The organism is Brevundimonas fluminis, from assembly GCF_003934285.1.
GTDB classification, from domain to species: domain Bacteria; phylum Pseudomonadota; class Alphaproteobacteria; order Caulobacterales; family Caulobacteraceae; genus Brevundimonas; species Brevundimonas fluminis.
On sequence record NZ_RQWJ01000005.1, the window covers coordinates 23,603 to 37,728 of the forward strand.

At 70.6% G+C, this 14,126-nt stretch carries 15 protein-coding genes; 4 read left to right on the plus strand and 11 right to left on the minus strand.

The features are described 5' to 3' along the window. Both EFJ44_RS12225 and EFJ44_RS12230 read right to left on the minus strand, forming a co-directional pair. A complete protein-coding gene (locus tag EFJ44_RS12225; protein ID WP_125257508.1) occupies positions 1–1,368 on the minus strand; it encodes a class II 3-deoxy-7-phosphoheptulonate synthase in 1,368 nt (455 codons plus the stop codon). A 77-nt stretch (positions 1,369–1,445) separates the two neighbouring features. Next, positions 1,446–1,949, minus strand: a complete 504-nt coding sequence (locus EFJ44_RS12230; protein ID WP_125257509.1) for a S49 family peptidase domain-containing protein — start codon at positions 1,947–1,949, stop codon at positions 1,446–1,448. Positions 1,950–2,788: 839 nt separating this feature from the next. Here EFJ44_RS12230 and EFJ44_RS12235 point away from each other — a divergent pair. Further along, positions 2,789–3,271, plus strand: a complete 483-nt coding sequence (locus EFJ44_RS12235; protein WP_125257510.1) for a hypothetical protein — start codon at positions 2,789–2,791, stop codon at positions 3,269–3,271. Between the two features lie 13 nt (positions 3,272–3,284). On the opposite strand, the gene EFJ44_RS12240 is transcribed toward EFJ44_RS12235, so the two are convergent. The 3 genes from EFJ44_RS12240 to EFJ44_RS12255 form a co-directional block, all read right to left on the minus strand. Next, on the minus strand, positions 3,285–3,560 hold the full coding sequence (locus EFJ44_RS12240) for a hypothetical protein (protein WP_125257511.1): 276 nt from the start codon (positions 3,558–3,560) through the stop codon (positions 3,285–3,287). 569 nt (positions 3,561–4,129) lie between these two features. Beyond that, positions 4,130–5,662, minus strand: a complete 1,533-nt coding sequence (locus EFJ44_RS12250; protein ID WP_125257512.1) for an acyl-CoA carboxylase subunit beta — start codon at positions 5,660–5,662, stop codon at positions 4,130–4,132. A 53-nt stretch (positions 5,663–5,715) separates the two neighbouring features. Continuing rightward, the gene (locus EFJ44_RS12255) at positions 5,716–7,014 is read right to left on the minus strand and encodes a replication-associated recombination protein A (protein ID WP_125257513.1); all 1,299 of its coding nucleotides are present in this window, start codon (positions 7,012–7,014) and stop codon (positions 5,716–5,718) included. Positions 7,015–7,067: 53 nt separating this feature from the next. Between EFJ44_RS12255 and EFJ44_RS12260 the strand changes: the two genes are divergently transcribed. Next, on the plus strand, positions 7,068–7,490 hold the full coding sequence (locus EFJ44_RS12260; RefSeq protein ID WP_125257514.1) for a VOC family protein: 423 nt from the start codon (positions 7,068–7,070) through the stop codon (positions 7,488–7,490). 32 nt (positions 7,491–7,522) lie between these two features. Here EFJ44_RS12260 and EFJ44_RS12265 read toward each other — a convergent pair whose 3' ends face one another. The 4 genes from EFJ44_RS12265 to EFJ44_RS12280 form a co-directional block, all read right to left on the minus strand. After that, a complete protein-coding gene (locus EFJ44_RS12265) occupies positions 7,523–7,804 on the minus strand; it encodes a hypothetical protein (protein WP_125257515.1) in 282 nt (93 codons plus the stop codon). Beyond that, positions 7,801–8,085 (minus strand): hemolysin, encoded by a 285-nt coding sequence (locus tag EFJ44_RS12270; RefSeq protein WP_125257516.1) that lies wholly within the window; start codon positions 8,083–8,085, stop codon positions 7,801–7,803. The genes EFJ44_RS12265 and EFJ44_RS12270 overlap by 4 nt, the downstream gene beginning before the upstream one ends. A 30-nt stretch (positions 8,086–8,115) precedes the next feature. Beyond that, positions 8,116–8,379: a hypothetical protein gene (locus EFJ44_RS12275; RefSeq protein WP_241209799.1), complete on the minus strand. Its 264-nt coding sequence runs from the start codon at positions 8,377–8,379 to the stop codon at positions 8,116–8,118. Positions 8,380–8,465: 86 nt separating this feature from the next. Further along, positions 8,466–8,924, minus strand: a complete 459-nt coding sequence (locus EFJ44_RS12280) for a DNA polymerase III subunit chi (protein WP_125257517.1) — start codon at positions 8,922–8,924, stop codon at positions 8,466–8,468. A gap of 85 nt (positions 8,925–9,009) precedes the next feature. Between EFJ44_RS12280 and EFJ44_RS12285 the strand changes: the two genes are divergently transcribed. Together EFJ44_RS12285 and EFJ44_RS12290 are read left to right on the plus strand one after the other, a co-directional pair. After that, positions 9,010–10,251: a putative DNA modification/repair radical SAM protein gene (locus tag EFJ44_RS12285; RefSeq protein WP_125257518.1), complete on the plus strand. Its 1,242-nt coding sequence runs from the start codon at positions 9,010–9,012 to the stop codon at positions 10,249–10,251. Beyond that, positions 10,251–11,795 (plus strand): UdgX family uracil-DNA binding protein, encoded by a 1,545-nt coding sequence (locus tag EFJ44_RS12290; protein WP_241209800.1) that lies wholly within the window; start codon positions 10,251–10,253, stop codon positions 11,793–11,795. The genes EFJ44_RS12285 and EFJ44_RS12290 overlap by 1 nt, the downstream gene beginning before the upstream one ends. Before the next feature lie 4 nt (positions 11,796–11,799). Here the strand turns inward: EFJ44_RS12290 and EFJ44_RS12295 are convergent, their stop codons facing one another. Then, positions 11,800–13,281 (minus strand): serine hydrolase domain-containing protein, encoded by a 1,482-nt coding sequence (locus EFJ44_RS12295; protein ID WP_125257519.1) that lies wholly within the window; start codon positions 13,279–13,281, stop codon positions 11,800–11,802. Positions 13,282–13,346: 65 nt separating this feature from the next. Beyond that, entirely contained in the window at positions 13,347–14,039 is a 693-nt protein-coding gene (locus tag EFJ44_RS12300; protein WP_125257520.1) for a helix-turn-helix transcriptional regulator, read from the minus strand. Positions 14,040–14,126 lie beyond the last annotated feature (87 nt).

Below are 14,126 nucleotides of genomic sequence, written 5' to 3' on the forward strand. Positions count from 1 at the left end.
TCAGGCCGCCTCGGCGTCGGCGCGTCGGCCGGACTTCAGCCGCTCGGCCACCAGGAAGGCCAGCTCCAGCGCCTGGTCGGCGTTCAGGCGCGGGTCGCAGTGGGTATGGTAGCGGCTGGACAGGTCGTCCTCGGTCAGGGCCTGGGCCCCGCCCAGACACTCGGTCACGTTCTGGCCGGTCATCTCCAGATGCACGCCGCCGGGGTGCACGCCCTCGGCCTCGGCCACGTCCACGAAGGTGCGGACCTCCGACAGGATGCGTTCGAAGGGACGGGTCTTGTAGCCGTTGCCGGCCTTCAGCGTGTTGCCGTGCATCGGGTCGATCGACCACACCACGCGCTTGCCGGCCGCCTTCACCGCCTTCATCAGCCGCGGCAGCCGGTCGCCGACCTTTTCCGCGCCGAAGCGGCCGATCAGGGTCAGGCGGCCGGGCACGTCGTCCGGGTTCAGCACGTCGATCAGCGGCAGCAGGTCGTCCGGCTCCATCGTCGGCCCGCACTTCAGGCCGATGGGGTTCCTGATCCCCCGGGCGAACTCGACGTGGGCGCCGTCCAGCCGGCGGGTGCGCTCGCCGATCCAGAGCATGTGGGCCGAGGTGTCGAACCATTCGCCCGTGGCGCCGTCCTGACGCGTCAGGGCGCTTTCGAGATTGAGCAGCAGGGCCTCGTGGCTGGTGAATATCTCGACCTGGCTGAGCTCGGGATGGGTCTGCGGCGTGATGCCGACGGCTTCCATGAAGGCGAGGGCCTCGGCGATCTTGTCGGCCAGTTCCCGGTAGCGTGCGCCGGGACCGGCGTCGGCGAAGCCCAGCGTCCAGCGATGCACGTTGTACAGGTCGGCGTAGCCGCCGCCGGCGAAAGCGCGCAGCAGGTTCAGGGTCGACGCCGACTGGTGATAGGCCTTCAGGAGGCGCTGCGGGTCCGGGACGCGTTCGTCCGGCGTGAAGCCCATGCCGTTGACGATGTCGCCGCGGTAGCTGGGCAGGGTGACGTCGCCGATCGTCTCCAGCGGCGAGGAACGCGGCTTGGCGAACTGGCCGGCGATGCGGCCGACCTTCACCACCGGCTTGCGGCCCGCGAAGGTCAGGACGACGGCCATCTGCAGGATCAGGCGGAAGGTGTCGCGGATGTTGTCGGTCGAGAACTCCTTGAAGCTCTCGGCGCAGTCGCCGCCCTGCAGCAGGAAGGCCTCGCCCGCCTCGACCTGGGCCAGGCGCTCGCGCAGGCGGCGGGCCTCGCCGGCGAAGACCAGCGGCGGCAGCGCCTTCAGCTCGTCCTCGACGGCCGACAGGGCGCCCGCGTCGGGCCAGTCCGTCGGCATCTGGCTGACGGGTTTGTGTCTCCAGCTCTCGGGCGTCCAGCGGCTCATGCCGCCAAGATAGGCTGGAGACGTGGGCGGAACAATGAACGACGGGCGCGGTATTTGCGCCCGTCGTTCCGGAGGCGTCAGCCGACGCGGGCGGCCGCGGCGGTCAGGGCGTCGACGTCGGACAGCATCAGCACCTCGTCGCCCTGGATCATCACGCCGGGCGTGGTGGTGAAGGCGGCCGGGGCGCGGTCCAGCGCCTTGAGCGCGGCGGCGACGCCCTCGCCGAAGGCGAAGATCGGGATGCCCGCGGCGTGGGCCCGGCCCACCATGTCGCGCAGCACGTCCAGATCCGCCTCGGGCGCGCCCGCCGGCACCACCAGCGCCTTCAGCGAGCCGTCCGAGAGATGCTCGACCGTCGCCGTGGGCATCACCATCACGCCGCCGTCCGAGATCGGGCCGTCGGACATGGCCATGGGGGCGAGGGACAGGCCTTGGGCGCGCAGGGCGCCTTCGGCCTCGCCCATGTGGCCGAAGCTCATGGACCGGCGCATGGCCAGGCCGATGCGGGCGCGGACCGGCGCGGGGCGCCAGGCCTGACGGCCGTAGGGGCGGGCGGACGAGACTTTGCGTTGGGCGTGCAAGACGGCTCCTTCTGGGGTTCACGATGCGCCGAGAGTCGATCGACCGGCCGCGCGGACGCGCGGTCGGGGAAAGAGATCGAGAGTTCGGATGAGGGGGAGATGGGGACGGAGGGGCGGAATTTCAAATCGGGGCGGGCGTGCGGAAGCGCCCTGCGGCGATGCACGCAAGGTGGAAAGGGCGGGCGGAGCGCCGGGCGCGGTGCCCGGATGCAGATGTGATTTACCGTTTCGGCTTCGCGACGACGCTCCGCGCGGCTCGTCTGATCGAAAGCTGTCCGAGGTGGCCTTCACCACCGCACAGGGCCGCTGACTTGGCGACTAACGGACGCGCCTTCGGCGGGCGGGCGGGAGACTTGCGAACCCCGGCCCCGGACGCGCGCCTTCCCGTGACGCGCCATGACTTCCCTGTTGCCCTAACGCTCGCGTCGCGGACGCTCGCTGCTTGAGGGCAGGATCGCTCGCGAAACGCGCGCTCCGGCCGGGGAAGCCGGCCGGTCGGGAACATGTGAGTTCCCGACGCGGCCCCCGCTCAAACCGCTTCCGCCGCGACAAGCTCGCAAGGCCTTGCGCCCTTCCCCTGCGACGGAACCCGCGCATGCTGCCGCAGACCCGAACCGGGGCCGGAAAGTCGGGGCTGGAAATGTGCAGAGCATTGAAGGTGCGTGGAAAGTCGGGAGAAGTCGTCAGGACTTCATGGACCGTGCCGACGCAGCCGACCGACGCCGTCGCCGTCGGTACGAGCGACCGCGAACTTCATCCGCCGCCTTGCTCAAGCGAAACGGGTCGTGACAGATCCGACAAGCGTGGCCATTCTCGCCGGCACAGCCAGGGAGGTTTTCATGCGTCGTCTGATCGTCGGTCTGTCCTTCATCGCTCTCGCCCCGGCGGCGCTGGCCGCGTGCGGCCAGCCTGCTGCCGAGACCAAGACCGAGGCCGCCGCGCCCGCGGAAACCGCAGGTGAAGTTGCGTCGCCCGCCTCGCCCGGTCCGGTCGAAGCTCCGGCGAAGGCCGACCCCGCGCCGGCGGCCACGGCCGGCCCGCGTCAGGTTCGCTGCGTCATCACCGCCAGCCCCGAAAACTACGAAGGGCCATGCTTGTTCACGCCCGACCAGAACGGCAGCTTCGCCGTCGCGCCGCCAGGCGGTCGCGAATGGCTGGGCGGCGAGATCGGGCAGGTCGCCGTCTTCGTGCTGGAGCCCGGCGTCGCCGACGTGCGCGGCCTGACCAAGGACGGGATCAACTCGCGGTGGGGACGGGCCCAGCGCTCGACCAGCGACCCGGCCTGCTGGGACGGCTCGGACTTCCGGATCTGCGCCTACTGAGGCGGCCGCGACCTCAGCGGCGCAGCATCATCCCGATGATCACGCCGATCCCCAGCGCCGTGAAGGCCGAGCGCAGCGGGTCCTCGACCACCGCCTGACGCGCGGCGATCGCGCGCTGGCGGGCCTGCTCGCGCGCGGCGGACAGGTCGCCCTTCACCGTCTCGCGCAGCGAGGGGCGCTGAGGCGCGGCCGGGTCCTGCCGCAGCCCGTCGTCCACCGTGCCGTACTGACCCTCGCCGGCGGGGATCAGGGTGGTGTCGGTCTCGTCGAAACGGGTCGCGTCGGTCATGGGGAGGTCTCCTGCGAGGGGCTGGGGGTCGCAGGAGACAATGAGGCGGAGGCCACGGGGTTCCCCGGTCGTTTGTCCTTCTCCCCTCGGGGGAGAAGGTGGCCTCGCGGAGCGAGGTCGGATGAGGGGTCGCGCCGGTGACCGCCGTATCGATTGGCTCGGCCGACGCCTGAGTGACCCCTCATCCGTCAGGCTTCGCCTGACACCTTCTCCCGCAAGGGGAGAAGGATCACCTGAGCCGCGGCCCCACCTTCTTCTCCAGCAGGGCCACCAGCTCGGGCTGCATGAAGGCGTAGTCGTCGGGGACGCCCAGCACGATCACGCGGGCGCGCTTCAGGTGCGGGCGGAAGCGGCGCTGGACCCCGGATCAGGTCCGGGGCTTGCGCGCCGCCTCCATCACGAAGATCAGGTCGGCCCACTCGATCATCTCGGGATCGACCGGCACGTCGGCGTCGGGCGCCAGGCCGGCGGACGCCGTCTCCACCCCCGGCCCGTCCGCGAAGACCCGCTCCGCCGTGGGCGAGCGGAAGCGGTTGCGGGCGCAGAGGAAGAGGAGGTTGGTCAGACGGTCACAGCGGAATATTGTCGTGCTTCTTCCACGGGTTCTCCGCCACCTTGCCCTTCAGCGTCCGTAGTGCGCGGATCAGGCGGCGCCGCGTGCCGTGGGGCATGATGACGTCGTCGATGTAGCCCAGCTTGGCGGCGACGAAGGGGTTGGCGAAGCGGTCCTTGTACTCCGCTTCCCGCGCCGCCAGCGCCTCGGGGTCGCCGGCTTCCTTGCGGAAGATGATCTCGACCGCGCCCTTGGCGCCCATCACCGCGATCTCGGCGGTGGGCCAGGCGTAGTTGACGTCGCCGCGCAGGTGTTTGGAGCTCATGACGTCATAGGCGCCGCCATAGGCCTTGCGCGTGATGACGGTCAGTTTCGGCACGGTGGCCTCGGCATAGGCGAACAGCAGCTTGGCGCCGTGCTTGATCAGGCCGCCGTACTCCTGCTTGGTCCCCGGCATGAAGCCCGGCACGTCGACGAAGGTCACCACCGGGATGCCGAAGGCGTCGCAGAAGCGGACGAAGCGCGCGGCCTTGCGGCTGCTGTCGATGTCCAGCACGCCGGCCAGGGTCTGGGGCTGATTGGCGACCACGCCGACCGACTGGCCGTCCAGGCGGCCGAATCCGGTGACGATGTTCTTCGCATAGTCGGCGCCGATCTCGAAAAACTCGGCCTCGTCGACCGTCTTCAGGATCAGCTCCTTCATGTCGTAGGCTTGGTTCGGATTGGCCGGGACCAAGGTGTCCAGCGACGCCTCGTCCCGCTCCGGATCGTCGTAGCTGTCGCGCACCGGCGGCTTCTCGCGGTTCGACAGGGGCAGGAAGCCGATCAGGCGGCGGACCTCGGACAGGGCCTCCAGATCGTTCTCGAAGGCGCCGTCGGCGACGCCCGACTTGCCGGCGTGCACGCGGGCGCCGCCCAGCTCCTCGTGCGTCACGACCTCGTTGGTGACGGTCTTCACCACGTCGGGGCCGGTGACGTACATGTAGGAGGTGTCCTTCACCATGAAGATGAAGTCGGTCAGGGCCGGGGAATAGACGTCGCCGCCGGCGCAGGGGCCCATGATGACGCTGATCTGGGGGATCACCCCGCTGGCCAGGGTGTTCTGCAGGAAGATGTCGGCATAGCCGGCGAGGCTTTCGACCCCCTCCTGGATGCGGGCGCCGCCGGCGTCGAAGATGCCGATGATCGGCGCGCCGTTGGTCAGGGCCATCTTCTGGATCTTGACGATCTTGGCCGCGTGCGCGCCCGAGAGCGAGCCGCCGAAGACGGTGAAGTCCTTGGAGAAGACGTAGACCAGCCGCCCGCCGATGGTGCCGCGGCCGGTGACCACGCCGTCGCCGGGGATGCGCTGTTTGTCCATGCCGAAGTCGTGGCTGCGGTGCTCCACGAACATGTCGGTCTCTTCGAAGCTGCCCTCGTCCAGCAGCACCTCGATCCGCTCCCGCGCCGTCAGCTTGCCCTTGGCGTGCTGGGCCTGGATGCGCTTCTCGCCGCCGCCGAGACGGGCCGCGGCGCGACGGGCTTCGAGCTGTTCGAGGATGGATTGCATGAAGAGACTCCCTTGCGGCCCGACTTAACCCGTCAGTCGCGGGGGGAGAAGGGTCAGCTCTTCTGCGCGCGCAGCTCCGCCCAGCGCTCCAACCGCTCGCGCACCTTCGCCTCGTGGCCCTCGCCGGGCGGGTCGTAGAAGGTTCGGCGGTCCATGCCTTCAGGGAAGTAGTTCGCGCCGGAGAAGCCGTCCTCGGCGTCCGGGTCGTACTGGTAGCCCTTGCCGTAGCCCAGCTCCTTGAGAAGCTTCGTCGGGGCGTTGCGGATGTTGGCGGGCGGCATCAGGGAGCCGGTCTCGTGCGCGGCCTTCTTCGCCGCGCCGTACGCCTTGTAGACCGCCACCGACTTGGGCGCGGTGGCGAGGTGGACGACGGCCTGGGCCAGGGCCAGTTCGCCCTCCGGCGAACCGAGGAAGTCGTAAGTGTCCTTCGCCGCATTGGCGACCAGCAGGCTGAGCGGGTCGGCCTGGCCGACGTCCTCGACCGCCATGCGGACGATGCGGCGCGCCAGATACAGCGGATCCTCGCCGCCGTTGAGCATGCGCGCGAGCCAGTACAGGGCCGCGTCAGGGTCGGACCCCCGCACGGATTTATGAAGCGCGGATATGAGGTTGTAGTGCTCTTCTCGACTTTTGTCGTAGGCGGGTGCGCGGCGTTGCAGCGTCCCGGCCAGAGCCTGCACGTCCAGCGGTTCGGTCGCCGGCAGGGCAAACAGCACCTCGGCCATGGTCAGCAGATAGCGGCCGTCGCCGTCGGCCAACGCCAGCAGGGCCTGACGGGCTTCCGGCGTCAGCGGCAGGGCGCGGGCCTCGGCCGCCTCGGCGCGAGTCAACAGTTGATCCAGCGCCGGATCGTCCAGTCTTTTCAGTACATAGACCTGGCTGCGCGACAGCAGAGCGCCGTTCAGCTCGAACGACGGGTTCTCGGTCGTGGCGCCGACCAGGGTGACGATCCCCTCCTCGACGTACGGCAGGAAGCCGTCCTGCTGGGCGCGATTGAAGCGGTGGATTTCGTCGACGAACAGCAGGGTGGACTGGCCCGCGGCCCGACGGCCGCGCGCGGTCTCGAACGCCTTGCGCAGGTCCGCGACACCGGAGAAGACGGCGCTCAGCGACTGGAACTGGTAGCCCGCGGCCTGGGCCAGCAGGCGGGCGATGGTGGTCTTGCCGGTGCCGGGCGGCCCCCACAGGATCATCGAGCCCAGCCGGCCCGCCTCGACCATCCGCCGGATCGGGCCACCCGGGCCCAGCAGATGATCCTGACCCACCACCTCGTCGAGGCTGCGCGGGCGCAGGCGCTCGGCCAGGGGGGCGTCGGGCGGGTGGACGCCGGAAGCTTCGAAAAGGTCGGACATGCCGCACAGATAGGCTCTAGGCCCCCGTCCGGCGAGGCCCCATATTGGCCGCCATGACCGATCCGAACCTGCTCCGGCCCGGCGGCGTGACGCCGTATCTGACCATCCCCTCGCGCGGCGGGCAGGCGGCGGTGGAGTTCTATCGCGCCGCCTTCGGGGCCGAGGAGCAGTTCCGCAACGTGGCCGACGACGGCGAGCGGCTGATGCACAGCCGGCTGGTGATCAACGGCGGCGTGGTGATGCTGTCGGACGAGTTTCCCGAATACGGGCAGACGCCCGACGTCGAGCCGCAGGGCGTCACCCTGCACCTTCAGGTCGACGACGCCGACTTCTGGTGGGAACGGGCGATGAAGGCCGGCTGCGTGCCCGTGACGCCGCTGGCGGACCAGTTCTGGGGCGATCGTTACGGCCGCCTGACCGACCCGTTCGGCCATTGCTGGTCGATCGGGGCGCCGATCCTGCGGGGCGGCGGCTGAGGCGGAGCCCGAGGCTCCGCCTCGCGATCAGGTCAGCCGCAGTCCACCGACTGGATGATCCCCGTCGCCTCGTCGAAGCGGACGTTCAGGCGATCCGGCCGATAGTCCTTCGTCGTCGGGCAGGTGGTGCAGACGATCCGGACCGGCTTGTCCGCCGGGAAGGTGACGGCGCCGACGTGGGTTCCGATCAGCGATTTCGCATCCTCGGCGTCGCACTGATGCGGGCTGGGCGTGCCGGCGTCCGGCATGGGGGCGCAGGCGGCCGCGACGGCGCCGGTCAGTCCGGCGAGGGTGATGAGCGCGAGCGTCTTCATCCGCAGTTCACCGACTTCACGACGTTGGTGCGGGTGTCGAAGACCACGTTCACGCGGCTGGCGTTGTAGTCCATCGTCACGGCGCAGGTGTCGCACACCACGCGACGGACCTCGCCGGGCGCGGCGGCGGGCAGTTCGGAATGCTGGCGGCCGATGTAGGGGCGGTACTTCGCCGCCGGGCACTGCTCGGCGCCGCCGGCCGGCGGCTCCATGCCGTCGACGGGCGCGCAGGCGGCCAGGGCCAGCAAGCCCAGGGGGGCCAGAAAGGCGAGGCGGATCATGGGAGTGTCCTTCTTGAGGTTGGCCGCGGCTCAGCCGCAGCGGACGGTTTCGACCTTGTTGGTCTCCTGGTCGAAGAAGATGTTCAGCCGGGTCGGCGACCAGTCCTCGGTCACCGCGCAGGTCGTGCAGGTGACGCGGCGGGCATAGGGGTTCACCGGCACCGGAATCTCGCTGCGGTCCTTGCCGATCAGCCACTGCAGCTCATGCGCGCCGCACTGGTCGCGCCCCGCGCCGGGGATCTCCGCGGCCGAGGCCGGCGTCAGGTCGTCGACGGGAATGGCCGAGGCGACCACCGCGGGCTCGACTTCGCCGTCCCGGGCGGGCGGGGTCGAGGCGTCGCCGCCGGAGGCGCAGGCGGACGCCGCCAGCGCCAGCGCGATCAGGCCGCCTTTTGCCAGGCGCCCTCCGGAGACTGCTTCCAGTAGGCCAGGGCGGCCCCCTGCCCCTTCAGCGCCTTCCAGCGATCGCGCTCCGCCTGCACCGCCAGATCGTCGCGCCCGTCGAACAGGATGAAGCATCTTTCGTACCCTTCCGTGCGGCCAAGCTCTGCGCCGTCCAGGATGAACAGCGCCTGAGCGCCGTTCAGGTTCTCTCCCGATTGCGACAGAAGGATGGGCTGCCGCTCTGCATGCGGTTTGTCGGCCCGGCCGTGGGCCAGAAAACCGTCGTCGCGATAGGTCCAAAGATCACGGTCGACCGTGTCGAGGCGGTCAGGCGAGCCGACGCGCACCAGCGCCTTCCACCCCCGCTCGCGCGTCTTCTCCAGCAGCCCGGGCAGCACCTGCTCCAGGCTGGATCGCTCGAGGTGGTAGAACCAGATTTCGGGGGCGCTCGTCACGGACGCATGGTGGCCGAGCGGAGGCGGGATAACAACCGGTCCGGCTCAGCTTGCATGCGGAGGAGTTAGAACATATCCAGAACAGATGGCCCGTCTGGATTTGCGCAAGAAGCTGGAAATATTGGCGGATGCGGCGAAGTACGACGCATCCTGCGCCTCATCCGGGTCGAGCAAGCGGAACTCCGTCGGCGGCAAGGGCGTGGGGTCCACCGAGGGGATGGGCATCTGTCACGCCTACACGCCGGACGGGCGGTGCGTGTCGCTGCTGAAGATCCTGCTCACGAACTTCTGCATCTTCGACTGCGCCTACTGCATCAATCGCACCAGCTCGAACGTGCCGCGGGCGCGGTTCAGCGTGCAGGAGGTCGTGGACCTGACGCTGAACTTTTATCGCCGGAACTACATCGAGGGCCTGTTCCTCTCGTCCGGCATCGTGAAGTCGTCGAACCACACGATGGAGGAGATGGTGCGCGTGGCGCGGTCGCTGCGCGAAGATCACGACTTTCGCGGCTACATCCACCTGAAGCTGATCCCCGAGGCCGATCCGGCGCTGGTCGAACAGGCCGGGCTTTACGCCGACCGGCTGTCGGCCAACGTCGAACTGCCGCGCGACGAGGCGCTGGAGCGGCTGGCGCCGCAGAAGGATGCGGGCGTCATCAAGCAGGCCATGGGCCGCGTGCGGCTGAAGGTCGAGGAGGCCAAGGGCGGCAGGAAGGATCGCGCCAGGCCGCCGCGTTTCGCGCCCGCCGGCCAGTCGACCCAGCTGATCATCGGCGCGGACGGCGCGCCCGACGCGGAGATCCTCGACCGGTCCGCGTCGCTGTACGGCGGCTACGGCCTGCGCCGCGTCTACTATTCCGCCTTCAGCCCCATTCCGGATTCCTCGTCCGCCCTGCCCCCGTCGAAGCCGCCGCTGATGCGGGAGCATCGGCTGTACCAGGCCGACTGGCTGATGCGGTTCTACGGCTTCTCCGCGCCGGAGATCGCCTCGGCGTCGCCCGACGGCATGCTGGACCTCGCGGTCGATCCCAAGCTGGCCTGGGCGCTGGCCAACCGGGACAGGTTCCCCGTCGACGCGAATGTGGCCGACCGCGAGATGCTGCTGCGCGTGCCGGGCCTGGGCGTGAAGTCGGTCAACCGGATGATCTCGGTGCGCCGTCACCGGACCCTGCGGCTGGAGGACGTGCAGCGGCTGACGCGCGGCATCGACAAGGTGCGCCCCTTCATCACGACGCTGGACTGGACGCCCGGCGGCCTGACCGACGCGATCGACCTGAAGGCGCGCCTGGCGCCCGCCCGCGCGCCGGAGCAGCTGAGCCTGTTCTGATGCGGACGGTGAGCCTGACCTCGGAGACGGACCTCGCCGGCTGGCGCGAGGCGGCGCGCGGACTGCTGCTGGCGGGGGTCGAGCCGCAAGGCGTTCGGTTCCGGGTGGGCGGGCAAGGCGGGCTGTTCGACGCCCTTCCGCCCGCTCATCCCGGCGAAAGCCGGGACCCAGTTCTTTCGGAGGAATCCGGTGGCGGGGATTGGCGGTCGAGCGAAGCGCCCGGCGCCGGCGCGGCCAAAACACTGGGTCCCGGCGTTCGCCGGGATGAGCGGATGGAGAAGGTCATCACCGTGCCCCGCGCCTTCCCCGACCTCGCCGCCGAGGTGGCGCTGCATCGCTCCGAAGACCGGTTCGATCTGCTCTATCGCCTGCTGTGGCGGGTGCAGGGCGAGCGCGACTTGCTGAAGGTGGTGTCCGACCGCGACGTGGCGGACGCGATGGAGCGGGCGAAGAACGTCAGCCGGGCCAGCCACAAGATGAAGGCCTTCGTCCGTTTCCGGCAGACGCAGGACGACGCCGGCGACCGCTGGATCGCCTGGTTCGAACCTGCGCATCGGGTGCTGGAGAAGACCGCGCCCTTCTTCCAGCGGCGCTTCACCACCCTGCGCTGGACCATCCTGACGCCCGACGGCACGGCCGATTGGAACGGCGAGGCCCTGTCTTTCGGCCCGCCCGCCACGCGCGACATGGCCCCGCAGGAGGACGAGGTCGAGGAGTTCTGGAAGACCTACTACGCCTCCACCTTCAACCCGGCGCGGCTGAAGACGAGGACCATGCAGGGCGAGATGCCCAAACGGTACTGGGCCAATCTGCCGGAGGCGTCGCTCATCCCGGAACTGGTGGCGCGGGCGGAGGTTCGGGAAAGGGAGATGGTCGCCGCCCCCGCCACGCCCGCCAATCCCAGGCTGATCCGCGCCGTCGCGCCGGTGGTGGAGCGCGCCGCGCAAGACGCGCCGCCGCCCGAGACGCTGGAGGCGCTGGAGCGGGCGGTCCAGGGCTGCCGCCGCTGCCCCCTGTGGCGCGATGCGACGCAGGGTGTGTGCGGGCGCGGACCGGCCCGGGCCGACTTGATGATCGTCGGCGAGCAGCCGGGCGATCAGGAGGATCTGGCCGGCGAGCCCTTCGTCGGTCCGGCCGGTCAGGTGCTGAACGCCGCCATGTCCGAGGCGGAGGTCGACCGAAGCCACGCCTTCGTCACCAATGCGGTGAAGCACTTCAAGCACGAGCCGCGCGGCAAGCGCCGCATCCACCAGACGCCGACCACGAGCGAGATCACCGCCTGCCGCTGGTGGCTGGACGCCGAGCGGGCGATCGTGAAGCCGAAGCTGATCGTCACCCTGGGCGCCACCGCCGCCTTTGGCGTGCTGGGCCGCAAGGTGGCGGTGACGAAGGAGCGCGGCCGGCCGATCGCGCTGGAGGACGGCTCGACCGCGCTGCTGACCGTCCACCCCAGCTATCTGCTGCGCATCCCCGACAAGGCCGCCGCGGCGGCGGAACGGGCTCGGTTCGTGGAGGATCTGCGCGCGGCGCGGGAGTTGCTGTGAGGGCTCAGCGCGGGACGCGGACGAACTCGAAACCGTCGTAGGTCAGTCGGTCCGGGCCGTCGAAGACGATCACCTGACCCTGCAGGGGGATCAGTTCGACGCGCAGGCTGTCCGGCTGGGTGAAGGCTTCGGCCTCGGCCGACAGCACGCCGATGCGCACGCTCACCGCTCCGTCGCGCACCGCGATCTCCATCCGCCCCAGGTCCGGATTGTCGTAGACGCCGGCCAGGTCCTCGAGCGGGCGGCTCGTCAGCCACGGACGGCCGCGGCGGGCCTCGAAGTCGGCGGCGATGCGGGGGCGCAGGCCCTCGATCCGCGTCGCCAGGGCGTCGACCTGGGCGTCGTAGGTCTCGTCGACGTCGGGCACGTCGCGCCAGAGGTCGTAAAGATAGTTGGCCAGCAGATCGGCGAAGCCGCCGGCCACGGCATCCTCGTTGATCAGCACGACCACGCCGATGCCTCGTTCGGGCATGAAGGAGACGTGGGCCCGCGAGCCGCCGAAATTGCCGAAGTGGTGAAGCAGCAGGTCGTCGCCGAAGCGGCCCACGCGCCAGCCCAGCGCATAGCCCTCACGCACGTAGGGGCCGAAGGTCTCCGCCTGCTCCACCAGAATGACGTGGGTCGAGGCGATCAGTCCCTCCGGGAAGACGCGTCGCCCATCCAGCAGACCGTCGGTCAGCTGCACTTCCAGAAAGGCGGCCATGTCGCGCGCCGAGGACGTCAGGCCGCCGGCGGAATGCAGGGTGGCGTCGGTCTTCTGCAGCGGCGCGGGCACGGGACCGCCGGGCAGGTGACCGAGATGGCCGACGGCTCCGGCAGGATCGACGCGGGCCGAGGTCGCCGTCATGCCGAGCGGGGTCAGCACCTCCCGGGCCACGAGGTCGCGCCAGTCCAGGCCGCGCTCCGCCTCCAGCAGGCCGGTGGCGAGATTGTAGCCCACGTTGGAATAGCGGAACCGGCCGGGCGGCGTTTCGGGATCCCATCGGGTGACGCCCAGCAGGCGGAGACGCGTCGCGGCGTCGTGCTCGCCGGTGTAGGCCAACCGGAAGGTCAGCGGGCCGTTCTCGACCCCGGCCCGATGCGCCAGCAGGTCGCGCAGGCTGGTCGTGGCGGCGATCCCGGCGGGGAGCGGCCCCCCGGCCCATGACGCGACCGGGGCGTCCAGATCCAGCTCGCCGCGCCCGGCCATCGCCGCCAGCGCCAGGGCCGTGACCGGCTTGGTGGCCGAGGCGACGTAGAAGCGCGTGTCGGCGTCGACCGGCGCGCCGGTGCGGACGTCGGCGACGCCCCGGCCGGTCAGCAGCACCACCTCGTCGCCCACGACCACGCCCACGGCCACGCCCGGCACGACGCCCAGCCGGTCCAGACTGCGCGCGATGAAGGCTCCGGCTCGGGCGGCGCGGGGGTCACTCTCCTGAGCGGCGGTCAGGCCGGGGGCGAACAGGACGGCGACGGCGAGAACGAAGTCGGTCAGGCGAGCGGGCATGGGAGACTCCGGATTGGCGTCGGCGCCCCTTCTGCGCGGGCCGCGCCCGCAGGTCTTGAACGAAATCAACCCGGCCGGAACAGGCGGCGCAGCGCGGCCGGCGACCAGCCGGCCGCCGCCCCGACGCGACGGGTCATGTGCGCCTGATCGCTGTAGCCGTGGGCGGCCGCCACCTCGGCCAGCGGCAGGTCGGTGCGGATCAGGTCGCCGAGGGCGACCGCGAGTCGACGATGGTCCCGAAGGCGGCCCGGCGTGGCGCCGAACTCGCGACGGAAGGCGCGCGCGAGGCCGGCCGGATGGGCGCCGACGCGCCGCGCCAGCGCGGCGCCGTCGGCCGGCGACGCCAGAAGGTGGGCGCGGGCCGCCCGAACCCAGGCCGGGGGCATGCGTGGCGCCTTCGAAACCACGGGGCCCGTCGGCGAGGGATCGTGCGTCCGGCGCAGTTCGCCCACCTCGTCCCGCGAGCAGGCCCGGACGCCGTAGCCCGGCCCGAACCCGCCGCTCCGGTTCCACGAGAGGACCAGCGCGCCGGCCGGGCCGAAGACGTTCTCGTGCTCGAACCCGGCCGGCTTCACGCTGAGGGTCGGGCCGGACGCCTCGATGCGGCCGGCCGCGCTGTCCTCGGCGTAGTCCCCGGCGATCATCCACGAGGTCTGAAGGCCCGCATGGCGATGCGCGCGGCAGGTCTCGCCCGGCTCATAGTGGCTGAGGACCAGGCGGTCGGCCCCGGTCGTCCGAAGCGTGATCGTGATCGGCATGCGCGGTCCCTTCCGGGGAAGAGGCCGCGGACGCCGCCGATGGATGCACCCCGCCCCCTGCCCGCCTCATTTGCCCTTCTGGGCCCC

Coding starts and splice junctions, on each gene's coding strand:
- EFJ44_RS12295 (WP_125257519.1), bottom strand. CDS start 13,281: ATGCCCGCTCGCCTGACCGACTTCGTTCTCGCCGTCGCCGTCCTGTTC.
- EFJ44_RS12225 (WP_125257508.1), bottom strand. CDS start 1,368: ATGAGCCGCTGGACGCCCGAGAGCTGGAGACACAAACCCGTCAGCCAG.
- EFJ44_RS12270 (WP_125257516.1), bottom strand. CDS start 8,085: ATGATCCGCCTCGCCTTTCTGGCCCCCCTGGGCTTGCTGGCCCTGGCC.
- EFJ44_RS12265 (WP_125257515.1), bottom strand. CDS start 7,804: ATGAAGACGCTCGCGCTCATCACCCTCGCCGGACTGACCGGCGCCGTC.
- EFJ44_RS12235 (WP_125257510.1), top strand. CDS start 2,789: ATGCGTCGTCTGATCGTCGGTCTGTCCTTCATCGCTCTCGCCCCGGCG.
- EFJ44_RS12255 (WP_125257513.1), bottom strand. CDS start 7,014: ATGTCCGACCTTTTCGAAGCTTCCGGCGTCCACCCGCCCGACGCCCCC.
- EFJ44_RS12260 (WP_125257514.1), top strand. CDS start 7,068: ATGACCGATCCGAACCTGCTCCGGCCCGGCGGCGTGACGCCGTATCTG.
- EFJ44_RS12300 (WP_125257520.1), bottom strand. CDS start 14,039: ATGCCGATCACGATCACGCTTCGGACGACCGGGGCCGACCGCCTGGTC.
- EFJ44_RS12285 (WP_125257518.1), top strand. CDS start 9,010: ATGGCCCGTCTGGATTTGCGCAAGAAGCTGGAAATATTGGCGGATGCG.
- EFJ44_RS12240 (WP_125257511.1), bottom strand. CDS start 3,560: ATGACCGACGCGACCCGTTTCGACGAGACCGACACCACCCTGATCCCC.
- EFJ44_RS12290 (WP_241209800.1), top strand. CDS start 10,251: ATGCGGACGGTGAGCCTGACCTCGGAGACGGACCTCGCCGGCTGGCGC.
- EFJ44_RS12250 (WP_125257512.1), bottom strand. CDS start 5,662: ATGCAATCCATCCTCGAACAGCTCGAAGCCCGTCGCGCCGCGGCCCGT.